Here is a 17,280-nt window from a genome sequence, read left to right as displayed (position 1 = left end):
CATCGTTCTGTACAAGCGCTCTTATATAAGCAATATGTGTTTCCGATGTAAAATAGCAGTCGATTCATCTCATTTACTGAGCAGAACGTCCATCATCATGACAACTGTCACATGTTGGCACATCACCAACATTCATGTCATGAGGTGCGTGACAATCGGCACACATTAACATTCCATCATGTGGTGCGTGATTATCATCCATTTCAGCAAGTGTTCCGTGACAGCTTTGGCATTGTTCAAACTCATACTCACCATCAGCTGATGGTTCGCCGTCAGCATGACAGCTTTCACATCCACCCATTTCGGCGTGGAAATCTGCTAGATTTTCATCAGCAGCAAAAGCATTCGATGACAATGTTAATACAGCAAGAGCTGCTGCAAACAATGCGACAAGAATTTTATTGCTCACTATAGTACCCTCCATTTGTGATAATCGAGAAAGTAATCATCAAGTCACTTTTTCGATATCGGTTATCAGCACGACATTTATTTGCTCATTATAAACTTAGCTAACACTGGTTGATTTAGCAACAGCAAGCGCAACCACTTAAACCTAACAACCAGCTCAACCCTTTAATATGCGTTACTTTATGTATCCGCAAGATTAAAGTGGTCATTATTCTACTCGTTCAAGCGCAAATTGAAAGCAATAAAAAAGGAGCCTTCAGGCTCCTTTTTTTAGATATATTAAGATATTAACTGTTTTTAAGCGCGCTAATACGCTTATCTAATGGCGGATGGCTCATTAGGAACTCAGCCATTGAACGTTTACCATTAATACCTAAGGCTGACATTTGTGCTGGCATAGCGCCTGCTTCTGGGCCTGTTTTTAAACGCTCTAATGCAGCAATCATTTTATGCTTACCAGCTAGTTTTGCAGCGCCTTCATCTGCCTTAAATTCACGAATACGTGAGAAGTAAGCCACGATCATTGATGCTAAAATACCAAATAACATGTCCATGACGAATACAACGGCCATATAAGCAAACATGCCTAGGCCTTCACCATCTTCACTGTTATTAGCAACAACATTATTCACAATGCCAGCAACCACACGGGCAGCAAAAATAACAAACGTGTTCACAACACCTTGAATTAGCGTCAGTGTCACCATGTCACCGTTAGCTACGTGGCTAACTTCATGAGCAAGTACACCTTCGATCTCATCTTGAGACATACCGTAAAGTAAGCCTGAACTTACCGCGACTAATGCATTGTCTTTACTCGGGCCAGTAGCAAAAGCATTCATTTCCTGTGACTGGTAAATCGCCACTTCAGGCATTTTGATGCCAGCTTGCTCTGCTTGACGAGCAACAGTCTCAACCAACCAGCGCTCAGTGTTATCACGTGGCGAAGTAATGACTTCACAACCCATGGTCTTTTTAGCCATCCATTTTGAAATAGCTAAACTGATGAATGCGCCGCCAAAACCGAACATCGCAGCAAAAATTAATAAACCGCTCATACTTGAAGTACTGACACCAAGTAGAGACATAACAATTGAAGCCACTAGCAAGATTGCTAAGTTAGTTCCAATCAATAACATAATACGTAACATTACAACTCCTATCTGGCACAAATGCCACTTTACACTTAAATAGCTTGAACCAATCAGTTCGCGTTAATCGCGGTACTGTTTACACTCTTTCGAATTTCTTATTCAAACAATTGATGAACACTTAATGACATAATATGTCCTAAAAATCGTTTTTCAAGGGCAGGAAGTTAAAAATTGAAAATTAATTAACGACGATATAGAAAAATATCACAGCAAACCTTACCTAACCTGAATGTGTCGCTTGTTTGCCGCAGAGTCTAGGTAGCTAGCATTAATCTAATCTTAAAATTTACACCTAAGTCATTAGTTAAGTTATGGAAAGCGATTAATCTTTGTTAATATCGATATATACAAGAATAAAAAGTTAATAATTAACCAGTTAAGGATTTTTACATGGCTATGAATGCATTGATGTTAAGCAGTTCTCGTGAAGGCAATACCGATTATTTAGCCCATGCTATTGAGTACATCAAACCTTTGACAACTCATGCTAAAAAATGGGTCTTTATTCCCTATGCTGGCGTGAGTGTTAATTACGATCAATACCTTAGTATGGTCACAGAAGGCTTAGCTCCACTTAATATTAATGTGAGCAGCATTCATCAATACAGCGATCCTAAGCAAGCCATAAATGATGCTGATGGTATTTTAGTTGGTGGTGGTAATACTTTCCAATTATTAAACGAGCTATACCGCTACGACCTTATCCATTTAATCAATGAGCAAGTCTCAAATGGTAAACCTTATATTGGTTGGAGCGCAGGATCTAACATTACCGGCTTAAGTATTCGCACTACTAATGATATGCCGATTGTTGAACCAGCATCTTTTACTGGGCTTAAGTTATTGCCGTTCCAATTAAACCCTCATTACACTAATTACCAAGCCCCTGGTCATAATGGTGAAACGCGCGCACAGCGTTTACTCGAGTTCACTCTGGTTGACCCGATTACCCCAGTGATTGGCATTCAGGAAGGCACAGCCCTTTGGCGCCGTGGTGATACCTTAACGCTTGTGGGTGATAAAGAGGCATACTTATTTCACGGCAAACAACAAGAAGTCGTTATTCCTGTTGGTAGTGATTTGAGCAGTTACCTTGATTAACATTAACAAGAATTGGAATAAAACAATAACAAGCATTTGATTCAAAAAGCCTAATCTAATTAAGCAAAAAGCCTTAAACTCAGTAAGAGTTTAAGGCTTTTTCAATCAATAAACCGCAATAATTCTGCGCTTTAGAAGGTGTAGTTCACTTTCACACTGAAATAACGACCTGGCTGGCTGTAGGTTTCTTCAGTCACACCTAAGTTAGACATCAAGAACTTAGATTGACCTGCCACATCGGCATAATCAATATATTCTTTGTCTAATACGTTGAATACACCTGAACGCAGTGTCCAATTATCACTCAATACAAAATTAGCGGTGATATCAACCACGGCATAACCAGCAGTATTAAATACTTCGTTAAACCCCATATCTGGCATACCAGGAATCGGTGGGAAAATATCTAACTCTGTTGTGCGGTCCATACTGTCAGCAAAACGTACTGTTAAGCCAAAGTCCATTTCTGTATTGGCAAGATGAGTATAATAATTAACCCCAACGTTGCCTTTAAGCGGACTGACTGAATTTAAATAGTCACCGTTTTGATCTTCGCCGTGGGTATAAGCAATATTACCCCAAAGTTCAATCTCATCAGTAAACCACTGGCTAAATGATGCTTCAGCGCCATATAAGGTTACTTCATCATAGTTAATATATTGGTATTCAAGTGAGCGAGGCATTACACAACCTAAAGGACCGCCACAGCCAACAAATTCCCAATCAATGTAGTCATTGGCTTGAGTGTAGAAAGTGGTGAATTCATATTGAGTATCACCATGATGTCCACGTACACCAAGCTCAATGGTATGGCTTGATTCAGACTCTAAATCATAGTTAGCTTGGATCATTACTGGGAATGGCATTTTGCCATCTTTCACTTCAAGCTCACCCCATTTTTGATCAGGTGTTGGCATTTTGTAGCCGTAAGCGTACTGAGCATACACATTAACGTTTGGTGTCATGTGATACACAAGGCCTAGCTTTGGCGACCAAAAACCATCACTCATTTCTTCGAAATCAGCTGGGTCGCGGCCTGCTTCTTCAGCTTGGTTTTGATCTGGCGTGTTTTTAAAGTAGTCATAACGCAGACCTAAAATCGCGTTTAACTTGCCATCATAGAAAGTGATGTCATCTTGAATGAACGCGCCAACTCGAAGGCTTTTAGTATCAGCGAATGAGAAAGTGTCTGTTTCAGAAGGCGACCAATTACCATTATCATCTTTAACTTGATAATCACGTGGACGACTCATTTCTGACTGCTCAACATCAACACCGTAAATGATGTTGTGATCGTGACCCGTTAACGATAATGATTTGCTGAAGGTGCTGGCGAAACCAACACGGTATTCGTCAAATTGGTAGTCTCTGTGCTCGGTAATATCACGTGCACCGCCCTGCGCGCCGTCGTAATAATCACGCTTTTCACTTTGGTCAGTCTTACCGTAGTACAGCACAAAGTCGACATTGTCATGGATAACACGGTCTTTAGTCGAACGAAGACGCAATGACGTGTTTAGTGACTGGGTTTGGCGATCATAATCAATCGAACTTGTGTTATCTAAGCTGTTTTCCCAACGGTCTAACTGCTGATTCATGTAATCAACAGTTAACTGCAGGTTAGTATCATCATTGAAGTGATATTTACTTTTAATGAGAAAGCTATCTGTGACTAAGTCGCTATCAGGGAGTGTTTCTGAGTAGTTTTGCTGCTCTTCACCTTCACGGCGTTGGTATGAAACTAAGTTGTCAAAGTTACCTGCACTAAAAGCACTGGTAAATCCAGCGCTGTACTCATCATTCATGCCGGTATAGCCAGCATTCGCTGAGAAGTAATAATCTTCACCACGTAAATAGTCATCAGCATCTTTAGATGTCATCACTAATACACCGCCAAGCGCGTCTGAACCATACATGGTCGATGCAGCAGCCTTTAACACTTCAACTTGTTTTAAGCCTTCAACTTCAGTTAAACCACGGCCAGTACCTTCAGCACCTGGGCCTAATGGTGAAGCATATTGGTTGTTAACGCGAACACCATCTTTCACCATCATCACACGGTTACCACCAATACCACGGATTGTCACCGAGCTTGGTTTACCTGCACCGCCTTTAACATCAACTGCCGCTTCATTTCTGAATAACGTTGAAAAATCAGTGCTCATGTTACGTGCAATGGCTTCTTCATCAATCACAACGACAGAGCCCGCAACTTGATCAAGCGTTTGCTCCATACGTGAACCCGAAATAACAATCACTTCATGGAAGTTTGAGATAGATTGTTTAATTTCTTCTTTTGATACGACTTCTTGAGTCTCTGCAATAACTTGAGGTGATAATGCAGTAGCAATTGCTGCACTAATTAATTTAACTGAAAGTGGTTTCATCAACGCTATCCTTAATTAAACCTTAATAGGAATTAATCTCATCTTTAATGGCGCAGGAGTCTACCATGAAGAATATTTCACATAGCGATCACGATCCCAATATCAATTGTTTATAATGATTCCTATGCAAGATTCAGCTTGATACGCAAAACAAAAACACACTATTAACTCAAAACCCAATCAAAAAACCACTTTCGCAAACAAGAAGCCAACTTTTGCAAACAAGAAACCAACAAAACCTCATTTAAAACATGTAAGCAGCACAATGATTGCTTAACAGCATCAAGTCCGACTGCAACAACAAACCTAAATAATGAAAAAATTAAGTGCTGAACGAACGTCGAATCGAATTAATCTACGACCAACAAAGCAGACATTATCCCAACTATTAGATAGACGGACTGAACAATTTAAACTCAGCATTGATTGATAATAACCTCCAAGTACATACCGAAAATCCAAACCCTGTAACTTCCCTCAATCACTTATTTCATTGAGGAGCATAAACATGACCTAGCAATAAATAGACAAATAACATCTGAGATAGTTGACAAAATGACCAATTCAAAAATAACATAACATCATATGTTTATTTAGATGCAATGTTTAAGTGGTTGAATAAATGAAAGGTCTCCAAGTGGCTATATATACAAAAATAAATCTCAAAGTCGTGATATCGATACTTTGGGGGTGCTGTTGTTTATCCTCTGTTGTTGTAGCAAATACCTTCGATTCTAGTATTAAACCTACAGGTTTAAATAAGAGCGATCTTAGCCAACCTAATGTTGTATTCATCGCAATTGATGATTTGAAAGCGGGATCAGGCGCAATTACTCCAAACATTGATGCAATAGCAAAGGGAGGAGTCCGATTTACTCAAGCATATGCACAGCAAGCAATATGCGGTCCTTCAAGAGCAAGTGTACTAACAGGAACGCGCCCTGATACCACAGGGGTAATTCATAACTACATTAAATTTCGTGATAAATATCCTGATATCATTACTTTGCCCCAGCACTTTAGTGCCCACGGATATAATACAAGTTACGTTGGTAAAATTTTTCATCATGGTGATAAAGATGACAAACTTTCTTGGAATTGGCCTGCGGTTCAAACCATTCCAAATCAAATAGCAAAACCTAGACGCTACGCATTGAGCATTAACCAACAGCAGCAAATAGCCAATAAAAAAATTATGAAACTGCGTTATGGCGAGCAAGCCAAGTTTGGGCTTGGAAGTGGACCAGCATTTGAAAAGGCAAAAGTTGCGGATACCGCATATAAAGACGGTTACAATGCTCAGTTAGCTATTTTGACTATTCAAGAATTAACAGAACAATCACATAAACCATTTTTTTTCGGCTTTGGTTTGAATAAACCACACCTTCCATGGGTTGCTCCACAAAAATATTGGGACTTATATCAAAATCATGATATTGAATTAACTACGCTAAGAGCGCCTCCGAAGAATGGCGCTAGCGTAGGACTGCACTCTTCCTTTGAGCTAAGAACTTTTTCTAACATCCCCAAAAAAGGTCCTATTAATGACACATTAGCTATTGAACTGAAACATGCTTACCTTGCATCGGTGAGTTACGTTGATGCACAAATAGGTAAGCTAATTAGAGCTTTAGAATCTCAAAACATCATGCAAAACACCATAATTGTCTTGTGGAGCGATCATGGATATCACATAGGTGAAATGGGAATTTGGGGTAAGGCCAGTAACTATGAAACAGCAACGCGTGTTCCGTTAATAATATCTACCCCTGAGACCAGAAAAAATCCGAAATCAGTCACTTCACAAGCATTAGTTGAATTAGTGGATCTTTATCCAACATTAACAGAGCTTGCAGGTTTTTCAGCCCCCGTTATCACCCAAGGAAAAAGTATGGTGCCTTTACTGGAAAACCCTAATCAAATTTGGAAACAAGCCGCTTTCAGCCAATTTCCAACACCTGCACTACGTGAATGGGGAGCATACCCTTTACGAAAAGGCATGCGAGAAACCTATTTCGGACCATTATTACAACAAGTAGAAACTCAAATTCAGCATCAATTCAAACACAACCAACATGCTACTAAAATAAATGAGTGGAATAGAGAGCTTTTTGAGAAATTCCTTATGGGGTATGCCATGCGTACCTCTCAATATCGCATTATCGCTTGGAAAGACCACAGAGATCCGCAGCTGAGTCCACTTTTTGTAGAAGTGTTTGATCATCATCAAGACCCTCATGAAACAGTCAATATTGCAGAGTTAAAACCAGATTTAACAACAGCTCTGTTGGCTCAATTGAAGGAAACCTGGCCGAATAGCTCTGTCTCATCTATTGAACAAAATAAGGGACGCATCAATTCAGTAGATACTATTAATAAAGATCATTAAACAGCCTAGATAATCGCTTCTATTGTATTACACCTTTAACTAGCTGGTTTCACTGAGTGATTTTGAATTCAATTGTTAACAAGGAAGAACTAAAACATGAAAAGAAGAAGCTTTTTTAAAGCTGCAGCTCTAGCATCTGTATTTCCAGCAAGTGCTAGCCAAATGGCTATTGGTATCGGCTCTGCTGATAAAAATAAAAACTCAAATACAAATACACCACTCTCCGATGGGTCCAAAAGTCAATTCAATCAACAAGACCGCACTAAAGACAAATGGCTAAACTTAGGTACGAATAACAATACAGATTTAAATCGGCCCAGTCGAAATGTCAGCCTTAGTGCTGATATTGTTGTCATCGGCGGTGGCGCCGCTGGTATATGTGCAGCCGTCTCTGCAGCAAGATTAGGCTCTAAGGTGGTACTGGTACAAGATAGGCCTGTTTTAGGGGGCAATGCTTCAAGTGAAATGCGTGTGCACTTAAATGGCGTCAACCGTTTAAACTCAGGCCTTGCAGAGCGTGAAACTGGTATCATTGAAGAAATATTATTGCATAATCGTTTCGAAAACCCACAAGAATCATTTCCTGTTTGGGACCATGTTTTGTATGACTTTGTCATACGAGAACCTAACATTGAATTGATGTTAAACACCCAAGCTATAGCAAGTATCGTCAAGGATAACCAAATTCAGCAGGTTCGATGCTGGCAACTCACAACGGAAACTGAATATTTAATTAGCGCACAATATTTTATCGACTGCTCAGGCGATGGACTTATGGCCGCTACTGCTGGCGCAGAATATCGAACTGGACGTGAAGGAAAATCTGAGTTTAATGAACAATTTGCCCCAGATGTTGCAGATGGGTGGCAAATGGGCGCATCATTACTAATGTCTGCGAAAGACATGGGCCGTGAAACCCCCTACACCGCGCCTTCATGGGCGATCAAATTTGATGCTAAAAATGCCCATAAGCGCCGAAAATTTGCAGCTTACGATGAAGGTATTTGGTGGGTTGAAGTCGGTAGTGAATATGACATTGTTGGTGAGCAAGAGATTAATCGACACAAATTAATGGGTTACCTTCATGGTGTTTGGGATCATATTAAAAATTCTGGTCAATTCCCTGAATCAGCAAACCTCGCTCTAGATTGGGTGGGTTCATTGCCATCAAGGCGTGAATCTCGGCGCTTTATAGGAGACTATATACATAATGAACGAGACTTAATTGAACTACGACACTTTGAGGATGCTGTTGCATTTGGCGGTTGGGGAATTGATGAGCACAATCCAGGAGGTATGGATAACATCCACATGGCACCTACTATCTTTCATGCTCACTTTGATGAAGTCTACCAAATTCCTTTTAGAAGCTTATATTCACGAACAATAACTAACTTATTATTTGCAGGAAGAAACATCAGTCAAACTCATATCGCACTTGCCTCTTCTCGTATCATGGCAACTTGTGCCCTTATGGGCCAAGCTGTGGGTACCGCTGCAAATTTATGTCAAAAGTTGAACGTAAGCCCAAGGCAGTTAGGGAAGAGTCATATCAATGAATTACAAGAGCAATTATTACGTGATGATGTCTTTATTCCGAAAAGGCCAGCAAAAGCACCGAATGATCTAGCACGTAAAAGTACTTTATTTGCTTCAAGTACCTTGTCTGGAGATATCAGTCTCCTATTAAATGGCATTTCACGAGATATAGACAATAAAATCAATCACTGGCAATCTCGAAATTTGCCAGCCAATATACAATTGGAATGGCCTAAGCCTGTTGGTATATCAACAGTTGAAATAAAATGTGACACCAATGTGAAACGCAATATCATGATGCGTAAAGATTCCAAGAATGACCAATACTTTAGTAATAGCGTGCCTGATGAAATGGTTAAAGATTTAAAGCTTCAAGCTAGAGTTAAAGGTCAATGGATTGATGTTGCTAGCATTAAACAAAATCGAACACGCTTAATTAAAGTCAACTTCCCATCCGTTAATGCTACAGCGTTAAAACTAGAGATACTATCAACATACGGTAAACCAACAGTAAAACTTTTTGAAATAAGAGCTTATAGCTAATGTCTATTTTAAGGCGAGTATCTATTTTATTGTTAACTATATGTTTAACGGCTTGTAGTAAACCTGAGCCGTTAATCAGTATTTCGGTAAACTTTACTCACCCAGGTAGCAAAACGAGCGTAGCGGAAAGTAACATATTATATGTCTCATCAGAATCAATTCGCAGATCAGATTTGAGCAAAAGCTTTTCAGGCTTACCAGAAGAGTTAACTCGTAACTATTCGATGAATGTCATATCCGTTTTTTGCGGCGAAGATCTTTGCAAGACAGATCTTGTGACTTTACATTGGGATGCAATAGGTCAATTCACCCATTACACTATGGCCGATAACCTCAAACTGGAAAAAGGCCAAGCACAGGATTTTGAGCCGCAAGATTACGTAAAGTTAACAAGTATCTTATCGAATAAGCAATCAGGCTTAGCAGATTTAAAAGCCAGTGAACTGATCAATAAGACAAGTAGCGGGTCAGCGCCTACTGTCGGCGCAGATGCTGTTACAGGCGCTACTGTAGCCATTAACAAACAAGATTATATTGAAGGGGCAATTTGGACTTGTTATACACTTTGGCATTTTGCTCAAGGTGAACTAGTCAGCATTGTCGCCAATATTACAGGCAGTGAACTTAACCAGTTGGAACTGCTGAACTTACTCAAACATGAAAAAAATGAGTTACAGCAATTTGCCATTTCACAGCTAGCCTACCAGCAATATCAAGATAACAAAACAATCGCAGCAGTCACTGAATTTGCTTTAACAAACCAGTCAGGTTTTGAAAATGACATCATCGCGTTCTCCAAGAATTTAGCAATGCCGCAGTACCAGAAAATGGTTACAGAACTCACTTTATATGGCAGTCACTCTCTCAGATTGAGAATATTGCAATCTCTACTCGAATCAGAGGAAATAATTAAACTAAATAGCACGTTAATATTAGCATTAGCGAAACAAATATCCGCTTGGCAAGACCCACAATCTTTACATAGCTTTCTGCAGCTATTGCAGAAGCAAAATAATCAGAGTCCACAGCTGATTCAAGCATTGATTCCCTCATTACAACAAGCAGATTTTATCAGTGCAAGAAACGTGTATTATTATCTAATTAATCATGTGACTCATACTCAGCATCAACAAAAGTTGACTTTATTTCAGCAATTACATGCTGAGAAACTATAGTCATAAATCATACTTGCACTAAAAGCTTATTCCGCTAATCTTCCAAACTCAATCAAGAATGAATCATGCTAACTTTCGCTTCCAATAATTGCACTTGATTCAAGTTCACTTAAATTATGAACATCTAGCAATTCTTGTTCTGTTAACACACCACCGCCTAACGAGCGATAAAGGGTAATCATTGATAACAAGCGGTCACGCCTCACTTGGCTTAAGGTTAGCTCGGCATTGAATAAGCTTCGCTGAGCATCCATTAAATCTAGTGAGCTAGAAACACCATTTCGGTATCTCAGCATGGCTAAACGAGTATATTCCTTCGAAGCAGCGACTAAATCTTGCTGCGCCTCGATAGCGAGTTCTGAGCGCCTGAAACTATTCATCGCATCATTCACTTCAAAATAGGCACTTAGTACCGTACTGCGATAGGCAAGATTTGCCTGTTTATATTCTTGTTGCGCAATCTCGTATTGAGCTGAAATACTACCAGCATTAAATATAGGCGCAGTAATACCACCAAGCAGCGACCATGTTAGTCCTTGGCTATCAAAAATGCTGCTGAGGTCATCTGTTTCTGTGCCGTAACTGCCGCTAATGGTAAATTGTGGGAAAAATGCAGTCTTAGCCACACCCACATTCGCATTCGCTGCAATCAATGCTTGTTCCGCTGCTTTTACATCTGGCCGTTGAGATAACATTTGCGATGGCACGCCAACCACAAAGCTATTGGGAAATAACGTTATATCTTCAAGTAGCTCACCACCTGTTTTAGCTTCTAACGGATAATTAAATTCCCCAAGTAATATTTTTAGCTGGTTAGATTTGGCTTTCCTTTCAAAATCTAAATCTGGCAAGGTCACTTTCGCGCTTTGATATTCGACTTCAGCTTGGCGTACTTGTAAGCCTGAAATCACCCCGTTCTTTTTACGCAAACGCGATAAGTCACGCTCTTTTAAACGAATCTCAACGGTATTTAATGCAATTTGATAACGCTGTTCAATATCAAGCCACTCGTAATATCGACTAGCAACATCACTAATAAGGCTAATTACCGCTAGATTTAACGCATCTTGTGCTGACAAAAAGTTTGCGTACTCAGCTTCACTTCGACGTCTATTGGCTCCCCAAATATCTAATTCCCACGAAACCGTGCCAGCAAGATTAAACTCATTACCATGCTCAGGATCTGTGCTAGTAATCGCACTATCAATAGCGCGCTCAGCGCCAGCTTCAAGCCCTAGTGATGGATATAAGGCAGCGCCTGTTACTGTAACCTTTGAACGAGCGGCAATTAAACGCGAGCGAACAGATTCAAGATCTAAATTTTGCGATAACGCATGCGAGATAAGTATTTGTAAGTCTGGGTCTAAATAAAACGATTTCCATTTCGATAAACCAAGATTCGTCTGTGGTTCTTGGGCTAAATCATCGTGATACTGGGCAGGCAGCTCCATCTCAGGGCGTTGATAATCTGGCCCCATCGCACAGCTTGTTAGCAATATGCTTAAACCAAGTGGAACAAAGGCTCTAACTGGTTTCTGAACAAGACCGTTTTGAACTAATATTTTTTGCACAAGTAATTTAAACACTGTCAGCCCCCTTTACATCAGTAAGCTTGTTGATGTGTTTATCTTCTGACACTTTAGACTTTAACCAACCTGCGGTGGTGACAAAAAATAGCGGCACCATCACAATACCGATACTGGTCGCAAATACCATTCCGCATAGTATAGGGATAGAAATACTTTGGCGACTGACAGCGCCTGGACCTACTGATAACACTAGCGGTAACACGCCTAATATGAATGCCATCGAAGTCATTAAGATAGGTCTAAAACGCATGGTCGCGGCTTCTAATGCAGCATCCACTCGACTTTTACCTTCTTTATGGAGTTGATTAGCAAACTCAACAATTAAGATTGAATTTTTAGCCGCCATACCAATCAAGGCAATAAAGGCCACTTGGAAAAATAAGTTACTTTCCATGCCGCTTATCAAGGTGCCTAATGAAGCGCCTAACATCGCAATCGGTGCTATTAACAACACTGCTATAGGAATCGTCCAACTCTCATAAAGCGCGGCTAAAAATAAGAATACAAACACCATAGCCAACGATACGGCAATGCTGGTTTGGTTTGCTGATTGCACTTCCTGATAAGTAATGCCTGTCCACTCGTAGCTGAACTCATTCGGAAGCATAGGCTTAGCCACCCGCTCAATGGCTTTAATTACATCACCAGATGCGTAGCCTTGTGCTGGCGTTGCGTTAACAGAGGCGCTACTGAACAAGTTATAATGGGTTACTGAAGCTGGTCCAACGGTGTAGTCATACTTAGCAAGCACACCAATAGGCACCATCGCACCAGTATTTGATCGAACGTAGTAATCTTTAATTTGTTCAGGGAATTGACGGTACTGCTCTTCAGCCTGCACTTTTACCCGATAAACACGGCCAAACAAATTAAAATCATTCACCGTTGAGGAGTCAGTAAAGGTTTTAATCGTGCTATAAATATCTGCGACATCCACTCCAATGGCCATAGCCTTAGCTTCATCTACAGTTAAATGAAGTTGCGGAATGGCACTTTGCAACGACAAACTTGCTGAGGCAATTTCAGGTTGTAATTTTAACGCTTCAACCAGTTCATCCGCCGTTTCCATTAACCCTTTAAAGTTAGTCCCTGATGTATCTTGCAGTTCCATTTCAACACCTGATCCATTACCAAGCCCTGGCACAGCAGAAGGTAAATACAAATTAAATTCAGCTTCTAGCACTTTATGTAATGAAATGCGGATATCTTTCATCACTTTTTGTACTGTGGCATCACTTTCTGCCCTGTCCGCCCAAGGCTTTAAAATAACTTCAAATTGACCATTAGCCTGGTTAGAACCTGAGCGTTTATTTTCGCCCGCTAAGGTAAATGAATATGCAATTGCAGGATGGGATAACACATGAGCTTCAGCTTTTTTCAGCACAGCTTGCGAGCGGTTAACTGTTGCACCATTTGGCAAGGTCATATCAATAAAGAATCGGCCTTGATCTTCATCAGGCATAAAGCTTGAGGGCAGCGACGACATAATGAAATAAACACCACCGACCATTAATGCAAACAAGAAATAACTGTGCTTTGCATGTTTTGTGGTCAGCGCGACTAGAGCACTGTATTTGCTGGTACTGATATCCAGTTTATCGTTCATCCATTTGAAAAAGCCGCTCGTGGCTTTATCACCCGGTTTTAGCAATAATGCACATAAGGCAGGCGACAGGGTTAACGCCACGACGGTTGAAATGAGCACTGCGACGGTAATCGCAACCGCAAACTCACGGTACATAATGCCAGTGATACCTGACAAAAATGACACTGGCACAAATACAGCGGCGAGCACTAAACTGGTAGCAACTAATGCTCCTGATAGCTCTTTCATTGCCACTTTTGTGGCTTCGACAGAAGACATACCATTTTCATTCATTAAGCGTTCAACATTTTCAACCACCACAATGGCATCATCAACTACGATACCAATCGCAAGCACTAATGCCAGTAAACTCACTGTGTTAATCGTAAAGCCAAACGCTAACATCGCTGCTAACGTACCAATCAAAGAAACAGGCACCGCAATAGCTGGAATCAATGTTGCGCGGACATTTTGTAAAAATAAAAACACCACTAGAATCACTAAAATCAGCGCTTCTACCAGTGTCTTAACCACTTCATCTATTGAGTTTTCGATAAACACAGAAGCATCAAAAAAGACTTCCCAGTTCATGCCTTGGGGGAATTTTTCTGCCAGCTTTGCCATTTCTGCTTTTACGTTTTTTGTCACTTCTAACGCATTGGCACCTGGCAATAAGTACACCTGTAAAATGGTAGCATTAGCGCCATTTAACTGCGATTGCAAAGTGTAAGATGAGGAGCCTAATTCGATTTGAGCAATATCACGTAAACGGATAATTGAGCCATCGTTATTTGCTCGCACAATGATTTCTTTAAATTGCGGCACACTGCTCATACGACCTGCCGCAGTAATCGGCAATGTCATGCTAAGTGAGTCACTGTTAGGTTGTGAGCCAATAGAGCCAGCTGGTGATTCTTTATTTTGCGCTTTGATTGCACTTATCACATCGGCAGTTGTTAAACTGTAGCCAGCCATCATGTCAGGCCTTAGCCATACTCGCATTGAGTAACTTCTTGCACCTGTGTTTCTCACTCGGCCAACGCCTGGGATCCGCTTAAGTGCTGATTCAATATTAATGGTGCCGTAGTTACTGAGATAAATTTCATCAAAGCGTTCATCACTTGACGTTAGTGCAAGCTTTAATAGCTCAACTGAAGCTTCTTTAGAAACCGAAACACCTTCGGTTTGTACGTCAATCGGCAAACTTCCTGTAGCTTGTTGCGTTGAGTTTTGTACATCAACAGCTGCAAGGTCGGGATTAGTCCCCACGTCAAAAGTAATGGTGACATTGGCACTACCTGAGTTGGTGCTTTTTGAACTCATGTAAATCATATTCGGCAAGCCGTTTAACTCTTGTTCAAGCGGCGTTGCGACAGATTCTGCTGCAGTGGTTGATGTTGCTCCGGGGTATGACGCTGATACTTTGACTTGCGGCGGCGTAATGTAGGGATACTGATCAATTGGTAGCTGAAACATGGCAATAAGCCCAAGTAACACGATAACAATTGAAATCACGCAAGCATAAACAGGTCGATTAACAAAGAACTGAGCCATCAGTTTTGCTCCTGTTCTTGTTCTAACTCCTGCTGCTTAAGCGCCTGTTCTTTAAGAATCACATCTTCTTTCTTATGATATTCCTCTGCTGTTAATGGCTCAGCTAATTGACCATGGCGAACACGGTGCATGCCTTCAACAATCACTAACTCCCCTGCTTTTAAGCCACTTTTAACCACAACGCCCATTTCGCCTTGATGCTCAATGACAATAAATCGACGTTCCACTTTATTGTCTGGTAGGACGACCATCACGTAGACACCGCCCTGCTCCACTTGCGTGGCTTTTTGAGGGATGACGATGGCATTATTCACTTCATTGAGTTTAATGCGCACATTAGTATATTGGCCCGGAAGCAACTCTCTATCAGGGTTGGGTAATTCGGCTCTGACTTGGAATGTACCGGTTTCTGGGTTGACTGAAGGATCAGTAAAACCAACATCGCCTAAAAAACGGTATTGACTATTATCAGGCAGTGTAATTCTCACAAAACCCTCAACTGCTTTACCTTCAGCTTCTGCTTCTTGCTGTGCAGAATAACTGGTCATACGACGGCGGGCATTAAGGTAATCCAGCGCCGACATATTAAACGTCACATAAATTGGATTGACTTGTTTTACGCGAGTCAATAATGACTGGCCGCTGCTACCGACTAACGCGCCAATATCCACTTCAGAACGACTAACAAGCCCAGATATTGGCGAGCGGATTTCGGTATAACTGAGTTCAAGTTCAGCTTCTTCTAATTCAGCTTTACTGGCTGCTAAACTTGATCTTGCTTGTGACAATATCGATATCGCATTATCAAAATCTAGCTGACTGGTGGCATCTTGCTCATAAAGAGGCTTTAACCGCTCAACATCACGTTTAGATTTATCTAGCACTGATTGTTGCGACTCAACATTAGCTTTTAATCTATTAACCACAGCAAGATAAGGTCTATTATCGATGGAATATAACAGCGCACCTTCTTTCACAGCGCTGCCTTCAATGAAGCTTTTTCCTTCTACAAAACCGTCAACACGGGCTCTAACCTCGACATCTAAAGAAGCTTTCGTTACCCCGACATAATTACCATATAAAGGCACAGTCGCGGTATTCACTTGCTCTACTACCACTAATTTAGGGGTTATTTGAGGAGCTGGCTTTTCACAGCCCGATAAAGATGCTGCTGTAATAATAACTGCGAGTGAAAATGTTGGAGGAGTGAAAAACGATGCCATAGCTATCCCTAAATCCTTGATGGTGAGTGCTAATCCATTACTTGCTTTTTGTCCATAAAAACATAATAAAACAGCAAGAGGTTACAGTTACACTTTTATAACAGTGTAAGTTCAATTATCTAACACATCAAGGAATGGATAGGATTAGTTTTTACAGCAAGCACAGGGAGTTAGCGACTTTGTCTACAATGGAAGAATAAAATAATGCTACTGGCTAGAAACATCATTTATCCAAGGTAAATATGCTTAAGCCGTAGAGTTAGTTAGCGCAATGAAGTTTATTATAATAGGTTCGCAGTAGAGGCATATTCTCAAAACAAAACGACTAGTTCAGTTCAGTCGAGTCACATCAGTGTTATCGCCCCTAGCACTTTCATGAAAGATGTCGCCTAAATACCGAGCAAGCTCACTTTCTAGTAGCTCACTTGGGATCACAACATCATAAACTCGAGTACGAAGGCCAGTATTTGAATCTATAAATAACAGCCATTCGCCGTTTTGTCTATTAACCGACATCGACTTACCAAAGACATCAAATTTTAACAACATATCACCTCTTTAAACTCAATGAGAAATGATCCAATGACTAATGACTAATGACTAATGACTAATAACTAATGACTAATGACTAAT

11 protein-coding genes are annotated in these 17,280 nt (G+C 40.6%); 4 read left to right on the top strand and 7 right to left on the bottom strand.

Features of this window, described 5'->3' with window-relative positions; genetic code table 11:
- Positions 1–73: 73 nt before the first annotated feature.
- Positions 74–409: a cytochrome c3 family protein gene (locus BCU84_RS17030; protein WP_102529272.1), complete on the bottom strand. Its 336-nt coding sequence runs from the start codon at positions 407–409 to the stop codon at positions 74–76.
- Between the two features lie 286 nt (positions 410–695).
- The gene (gene htpX, locus BCU84_RS17025; RefSeq protein WP_102529271.1) at positions 696–1,559 is read right to left on the bottom strand and encodes a protease HtpX; all 864 of its coding nucleotides are present in this window, start codon (positions 1,557–1,559) and stop codon (positions 696–698) included.
- A gap of 393 nt (positions 1,560–1,952) precedes the next feature.
- Between htpX and pepE the strand changes: the two genes are divergently transcribed.
- Positions 1,953–2,663 (top strand): dipeptidase PepE, encoded by a 711-nt coding sequence (gene pepE, locus BCU84_RS17020; protein WP_102529270.1) that lies wholly within the window; start codon positions 1,953–1,955, stop codon positions 2,661–2,663.
- 131 nt (positions 2,664–2,794) lie between these two features.
- Here the strand turns inward: pepE and BCU84_RS17015 are convergent, their stop codons facing one another.
- The gene (locus BCU84_RS17015; protein WP_102529269.1) at positions 2,795–5,050 is read right to left on the bottom strand and encodes a TonB-dependent hemoglobin/transferrin/lactoferrin family receptor; all 2,256 of its coding nucleotides are present in this window, start codon (positions 5,048–5,050) and stop codon (positions 2,795–2,797) included.
- Between the two features lie 622 nt (positions 5,051–5,672).
- Between BCU84_RS17015 and BCU84_RS17010 the strand changes: the two genes are divergently transcribed.
- The 3 genes from BCU84_RS17010 (at position 5,673) to BCU84_RS17000 (ending at position 10,696) form a co-directional block, all read left to right on the top strand.
- Positions 5,673–7,439 carry a sulfatase gene (locus BCU84_RS17010; RefSeq protein WP_102529268.1) on the top strand — a complete coding sequence of 589 codons (1,767 nt, stop codon included), beginning with the start codon at positions 5,673–5,675 and terminating at the stop codon, positions 7,437–7,439.
- 96 nt (positions 7,440–7,535) lie between these two features.
- Positions 7,536–9,521 carry an FAD-dependent oxidoreductase gene (locus BCU84_RS17005; protein WP_102529267.1) on the top strand — a complete coding sequence of 662 codons (1,986 nt, stop codon included), beginning with the start codon at positions 7,536–7,538 and terminating at the stop codon, positions 9,519–9,521.
- A gap of 173 nt (positions 9,522–9,694) precedes the next feature.
- Complete coding sequence (locus BCU84_RS17000; protein WP_206747660.1) at positions 9,695–10,696, top strand: hypothetical protein; 1,002 nt, start codon at positions 9,695–9,697, stop codon at positions 10,694–10,696.
- Positions 10,697–10,764: 68 nt separating this feature from the next.
- On the opposite strand, the gene BCU84_RS16995 is transcribed toward BCU84_RS17000, so the two are convergent.
- From BCU84_RS16995 to BCU84_RS16980, 4 genes are all read right to left on the bottom strand, one after another.
- Entirely contained in the window at positions 10,765–12,282 is a 1,518-nt protein-coding gene (locus BCU84_RS16995) for an efflux transporter outer membrane subunit (protein ID WP_241906470.1), read from the bottom strand.
- Positions 12,275–15,424: a multidrug efflux RND transporter permease subunit gene (locus BCU84_RS16990; RefSeq protein ID WP_102529264.1), complete on the bottom strand. Its 3,150-nt coding sequence runs from the start codon at positions 15,422–15,424 to the stop codon at positions 12,275–12,277. The genes BCU84_RS16995 and BCU84_RS16990 overlap by 8 nt, the downstream gene beginning before the upstream one ends.
- Complete coding sequence (locus BCU84_RS16985) at positions 15,424–16,647, bottom strand: efflux RND transporter periplasmic adaptor subunit (RefSeq protein ID WP_102529263.1); 1,224 nt, start codon at positions 16,645–16,647, stop codon at positions 15,424–15,426. The genes BCU84_RS16990 and BCU84_RS16985 overlap by 1 nt, the downstream gene beginning before the upstream one ends.
- A 330-nt stretch (positions 16,648–16,977) precedes the next feature.
- Positions 16,978–17,196 carry a hypothetical protein gene (locus BCU84_RS16980; protein ID WP_102529262.1) on the bottom strand — a complete coding sequence of 73 codons (219 nt, stop codon included), beginning with the start codon at positions 17,194–17,196 and terminating at the stop codon, positions 16,978–16,980.
- Between the last annotated feature and the right edge of the window lie 84 nt (positions 17,197–17,280).

Source organism: Shewanella sp. 10N.286.51.B7 (assembly GCF_002873615.1).
GTDB classification, from domain to species: domain Bacteria; phylum Pseudomonadota; class Gammaproteobacteria; order Enterobacterales; family Shewanellaceae; genus Shewanella; species Shewanella electrodiphila.
The sequence above is the reverse complement of the archived record's forward strand: the minus strand, read 5'-3'. Positions and strand labels throughout refer to the sequence as shown.

Coding starts and splice junctions, on each gene's coding strand:
- BCU84_RS16980 (WP_102529262.1), bottom strand. CDS start 17,196: ATGTTGTTAAAATTTGATGTCTTTGGTAAGTCGATGTCGGTTAATAGA.
- BCU84_RS17005 (WP_102529267.1), top strand. CDS start 7,536: ATGAAAAGAAGAAGCTTTTTTAAAGCTGCAGCTCTAGCATCTGTATTT.
- BCU84_RS17015 (WP_102529269.1), bottom strand. CDS start 5,050: ATGAAACCACTTTCAGTTAAATTAATTAGTGCAGCAATTGCTACTGCA.
- pepE (WP_102529270.1), top strand. CDS start 1,953: ATGGCTATGAATGCATTGATGTTAAGCAGTTCTCGTGAAGGCAATACC.
- BCU84_RS17010 (WP_102529268.1), top strand. CDS start 5,673: ATGAAAGGTCTCCAAGTGGCTATATATACAAAAATAAATCTCAAAGTC.
- BCU84_RS16990 (WP_102529264.1), bottom strand. CDS start 15,424: ATGGCTCAGTTCTTTGTTAATCGACCTGTTTATGCTTGCGTGATTTCA.
- BCU84_RS16985 (WP_102529263.1), bottom strand. CDS start 16,647: ATGGCATCGTTTTTCACTCCTCCAACATTTTCACTCGCAGTTATTATT.
- htpX (WP_102529271.1), bottom strand. CDS start 1,559: ATGTTACGTATTATGTTATTGATTGGAACTAACTTAGCAATCTTGCTA.